Annotated in this window: 4 protein-coding genes; all 4 read right to left on the bottom strand. The window is 49.1% G+C overall.

What is annotated here, in order from left to right; translation table 11 throughout:
- Window positions 1-65: 65 nt before the first annotated feature.
- Window positions 66-1,547 (bottom strand): MFS transporter, encoded by a 1,482-nt coding sequence (locus D6024_RS26020; RefSeq protein ID WP_121357750.1) that lies wholly within the window; start codon window positions 1,545-1,547, stop codon window positions 66-68.
- A 26-nt stretch (window positions 1,548-1,573) separates the two neighbouring features.
- Complete coding sequence (locus D6024_RS26015; protein WP_121357749.1) at window positions 1,574-2,266, bottom strand: bifunctional 4-hydroxy-2-oxoglutarate aldolase/2-dehydro-3-deoxy-phosphogluconate aldolase; 693 nt, start codon at window positions 2,264-2,266, stop codon at window positions 1,574-1,576.
- Between the two features lie 22 nt (window positions 2,267-2,288).
- Window positions 2,289-3,776 carry a UxaA family hydrolase gene (locus D6024_RS26010; RefSeq protein WP_121357748.1) on the bottom strand — a complete coding sequence of 496 codons (1,488 nt, stop codon included), beginning with the start codon at window positions 3,774-3,776 and terminating at the stop codon, window positions 2,289-2,291.
- Between the two features lie 36 nt (window positions 3,777-3,812).
- The coding region (locus tag D6024_RS26005) for a tagaturonate reductase (protein WP_205573379.1) at window positions 3,813-5,322 on the bottom strand (1,510 nt) is incomplete at its 5' end.

Genomic DNA, 5,322 nt, shown 5'->3' with positions numbered 1-5,322 from the left:
TTCTGTTTTCGTTCGTTGCTGTTTACCTTCTGCTGTAAGGTCCACCGCAAATTACGTTTTTGCGATCAGGCAACGGCGATCGGTTTGTAGGTTGGCACCAGCGCTTTCATCACCGCCCAGCCAATTAGGTAAGCTACCGCGCAAATGGAAAAAATGATGAAGTAGCCTGCTTCTTTCCCTTCAAATCCCAGGAACTGCATTTTTGTTTTATCGGCGTACTCAAACAGTACACCCGATCCTTTGTTGATCAGATAAGAGCCTACGCCGCCTGCCATGCCACCAATGCCGGTTACCGTGGCAATGGCATTTCTGGGAAACATATCACCAACAGTGGAAAAGATATTGGCTGACCAGGACTGGTGCGCTGCACCGGCTATACCAATGATGAGAACCGGAAACCAGTAACTATACTGCCCCAATGGTTGTGCTAACAATGTCAACAGGGGAAAAAACGCAAAAATGAGCATGGCTTTCATTCGGCTTTCGTAGGGATTCATCCCTTTCCTGGCAACGAAATAAGACGGAAGCCAACCGCCAATGATGGAGAGGAGTGTGAGCAAGTAAAGGACAAAGAGCGGCAGGGCACTTTCGGTAGAGTCCATTTTGTAAATATCCTTTAAGTAAGCCGGCGTCCAGAATAAAAAGAACCACCACACGCCATCTGTTGCAAACTTGCCAAAGGCAAAAGCCCATGTTTGCCTGTACTTAAAACAATTCACGAACGACATTTTCGGTTCCGTTCCCATCGCAAGTACTGGCAACCGATCCTGTGCATAAAAGTCCTGTTGAATATGGGCCAGTTCAGCGTTATTTACCCTTGGATTCAGCTCTGGCTTCTTATATAAAAAAACCCAAAAGCCCATCCACAAAAAACCCAAAGCGCCAATCAGGACAAACGCCATTTCCCAGCCCCAGGCTTTTGCAATAAAAGGAATAGAGATGGGAGCGGCCAACGCACCAACCGTGGCACCGGCATTAAAGATGCTTGTTGCCAATGCCCTGTCTTTTTTCGGAAAATATTCTGCCGTGGCTTTTATGGCTGCGGGGAAATTTCCGGCTTCACCAAGCGCCAGCACAAACCGGGCAAAGATGAACAGGCCGACACTGGCCGAAATGATCATCGCCGTATTGTCCACCGTTTGAATCGCTGTTTTTGCACCGTCAAAACCAACCCACCACTTGCCGGTTAGAATGCCAGCTGTACCAATCCCGCAAAAGGCATGAAGACAGGCACCGACACTCCATATTCCGATGGCCCAGAGGAAGCCTTTCTTTGTATCCATCCAGTCGATAAAACGCCCGGCAACCAACATGGAAGCAGCGTAAAATATCGAGAACAAGGCCGTAATCGTCCCATAGTTGCTGTCTGTCCAGTGAAACTCAGGCACAAGGAAATCTTTCCAGGTAAGGGAAAGTACCTGCCGGTCCAGGTAATTGACTGTCGTGGAAAAGAAAAGCAAACTGCAGATTGTCCAGCGATAGTTACTGAGCCTGCCCGATCTTGTTTCAACAGCAGTTCCTTTCGCTTCTTTTATTTCTGTCAACATGAATCAAGAATTTAGAAAGCTTGCAATCAGGCCATTGGGCCCCTTTGTATCCGATTGGCTAATTCCATTGTCTGTCTCGTCAATTCAGTCAGCTTCGTGTAGTCTTTTGTTTCGAGAATTTCTTTGGAGATCATTTTACTGCCCATGCCGACTGCAGCGACACCGGCTTTAAACCAGTTGCGAAGGTTGCCTTCTTCCGGCTCAACACCACCCGTCACCATGAATGTGAGGTTGGGAAAGATCTCTCGAATGGCACTGATATAACCGGGGCCTAGAATGTTACCGGGAAAGACTTTCATGAATGTGGCACCCAGCGCTTCCGCTTTGATGATTTCCGTTGGCGTCATGCAACCCGGTACGTAAAGCAAATCGTTTTTCTCGGCCACTTTTGCTGCCGCCTTTACCACTCCGGGGCTAACCAGGTAGTCAGCACCTGCATCTGCAAAGGCTTTTGCCTCGTCGCCGGTTTTGATGGTGCCCACGCCCAGTTGCATGTCATGCAACCCGGTATCACAAACACGCCGCATTAGTTTGAAGTTGGAAAACGCCGCGTCACCACGATTGGTAAATTCGATGCTGCGGATGCCTACCTCATAGAGTGCCTTTAAAACATTCACGCAGACGTCTTCATCCGGATGAAAATAAAGCGGCAGCATGCCCTGTTGAATGATGGTTTGCAGAACTTGCGTTTTTTTACCGGTTGTTGTTGCCGTGCTCATCTTGTTTGTTTTTCGCTGGTTGTTAAAGCGTCACGCCACTTTTAAAAATGGCAATTTCACGGAAACCGGCTTTTTCATGCTTTGCTTTTTCGCCGCTTGCAATGCGGATGATTTTGGCAATGAGTTCTTCCAGGGCTTCGTCAAAAGTTTTATCTTCTGCCAGGGGACCTGCGTTGTAATCAATCCAGTGTGGCTTTTTTGTAGCCAGCTCCGAATTCGTTGCAATTTTCAGCGTGGGAATAAAAGAACCAAACGGCGTACCGCGACCGGTTGTAAACAACACCAAGTGGCTGCCCGCTGCACCCAACGCTGTGGTGGATACCAGGTCATTTCCGGGAGAGCTCAACAGGTTAAGCCCTTTTGTCTTTAAGCGTTCTCCGTATTTCAAAACATCGACAACCGTGGCGTTGCCGCCTTTTTGTGTACAACCAAGCGATTTATCTTCCAGCGTTGTAATGCCACCGGCCTTGTTTCCCGGGGAAGGGTTTTCGTAAATGGGCTGCTTCAGGTCTATGAAGTATTGCTTGAAATCGTTGATCAGGTGAACTGTCTTGTGAAAGACGTCTTCTGTTACACAACGGTCCATCAGGATGGTTTCGGCACCAAACATTTCCGGCACTTCCGTTAAGGTAGTTGTGCCTCCCTGGCTGATTAAAAAGTCGGAGAAATAACCCACCAGCGGATTGGCGGTAATGCCCGATAAACCATCCGAGCCGCCACACTTCAGCCCGACCTTCAATTCGGAAATGGGAACAGGCTCACGCTTGTCCTGGCGCACCACTTCATAGATCTGCTTTAACAATTCCACGGCTTCCTCCACTTCATTCTGCGCTTTCTGACTGGCAAGGAATTTTACACGGCTCCGGTCAAAATCGCCAAGGCCTTTTTCAAATTCATCGATCTTGTTGTTTTCACAACCGAGCCCTAAAACAAGCACACCACCCGCATTCGGGTGCAAAGCGATATCGGTCAAAATCTGTTTTGTGTTCTGGTGGTCGTCTCCCAGTTGTGAACAACCGTAGTTGTGCTTGAACACTTCAATCCCCTCGATGTCTTCGGCACCATATTCGGCCTTGAATTCGCGGATGATCTGTTCGGCAATGCCGTTGACACAACCAACGGTCGGCACGATCCAGATTTCGTTTCGGATACCCACTTCGCCATTACGGCGACGATAGCCCTGGAACGTAAGGTTCCGCTTTGGATGGGTGAGCGGCGTAAAGGATGGTTTGTAGATATAATCGAACACCTCTCCCAGCTTGGTTTTCACGTTGTGCACATGCACATGCTGGCCCTTCCTGATTTGTTCCGTTGCCTGCCCGATGGGGTAACCGTATTTCAAAATATCTGCACCGGTTTCCATATCGAACAACGCGATTTTGTGCCCTTTTTCAATGTCGTCCAGCAGGGTAATGCTGTCTCCTTCTATTTCAATGACATCGCCTTTGCTGAACGGCTTCAGCGCAATCACGACATTATCACGGCCATTTATTTTAATCAGTTCTTTCATTGTAGTAGTGTTTGTGTGGTATTGGAAAAGATCCATTCAGACAGCAAGGGTTTTATCCGAAGCCAGCTCGATTGCCTTTGCCATGCCAAGTTTTTCGATGTTGTTCAAATGGTAAGTCACCGCTTCATTCAATCCATCTACGGTGTTGAGATCCATCTTCCAGTTCTTTCCATAGCCCAATACTTTTGTCACCACGGCCTTGATGGAAGCCTTGCTGCCATCCGCGACCTCCCAGGCCTCTTGCAACAAGGCCAGGATCGCGGCATCATCGTTCAGGGCGATGGTTTCTTCGCCGCGTTTTCCTTTGTAAAAAGCAATAGTGGCCGCCAGCGAAAACGCCAGGCGTTGCGGAATGGCACCAGTACGTTTTTTGAATTCCAAAATGGAGGGCAACACCCTTGTTTCAAACTTGGACCAGGAATTCAGGGCGATGCTCATGAGCTGGTGTTTGATGTATGGATTGCGGAAACGGTCAATGACTTCGGCCGCGAACTGCTCCAGTTCTTCTTTTAGCAAATCCAGTGTGGGAATGATCTCTTCAAAGATGGCCTCACGCAGAAAACCGCCAACAACGGGGTCTTCCACCGCTTCCCGTACCGTATCGATGCCATAGAGATAAGCCACCGGAACCAGTGTTGTATGGGCACCATTCAAAATGCGTACTTTGCGTGTACGGTAAGGCGTGATGTCTTTCACATACAACACATCAAGGCCGATAGATGGAAACGGCAATTCTTCCTGCAGACTTTCCGGAGCTTCTATCACCCACAGGTGAAACGGCTCGCCTTCCACGACCTGCTTGTCTTCATAACCCAGCTCCTCCGTGATCTCGGCCATGCGTTCTCTTGGATAGCCCGGAACGATGCGGTCGACCAGCGTGTTGCTGAACGTGCACGTCGATTGCAGCCAGTCAAGGAAGCCTTGCTCGTATTGCCATCTTTCAGCCAGTTGTAACAATACCTTTTTCAGTTTGTCGCCGTTTTTTTCAATCAGTTCGCAGGGAATGATATGAACGCCTTTCGCTGCATCACCGCCAAATGTTTTGTAACGGTGGTGAAGCCACACCGCCAGCTTCGCGGGGAACGAAGACGGAGGCGCACCGGTTGGCTGATCATCCTCGCTGTAAGCGATGCCCGCTTCCGTAGTATTGGAGATCACGTACCGCATCGAAGGGTTTTCGGCCGTTTGCAGGTAGGCGTTAAAATCCTCGTAGGGATTGATGCCGCGGCTGATAACGTCGACCGCCTCGTGTGTGCTCTCGGCTTTGCCATTCTTCAGCCCGCGCAGGTACACTGTGTACAGGCCGTCCTGTTCATTCAACAAGTTCACCATGCCCTTTTCGATGGGCTGCACCACCACCACAGAGCCATTGAAATCTCCGCTTTTGTTCAGTTGGTGGAACATCCAATCCACGAAGCAGCGAAGAAAATTTCCTTCGCCAAACTGCAATACTTTTTCCGGGTAATTATGATGACCGGCAAACAATTTTTTATTTAACTGCATAACTTTTTTGTCAGGCACCTGCATGCGCGGTGCCCCTTTTACT

The organism is Flavisolibacter nicotianae, from assembly GCF_003628535.1.
Classification (GTDB): Bacteria; Bacteroidota; Bacteroidia; order Chitinophagales; family Chitinophagaceae; genus Flavisolibacter; species Flavisolibacter nicotianae.
The sequence above is the reverse complement of the archived record's forward strand: the minus strand, read 5'-3'. Positions and strand labels throughout refer to the sequence as shown.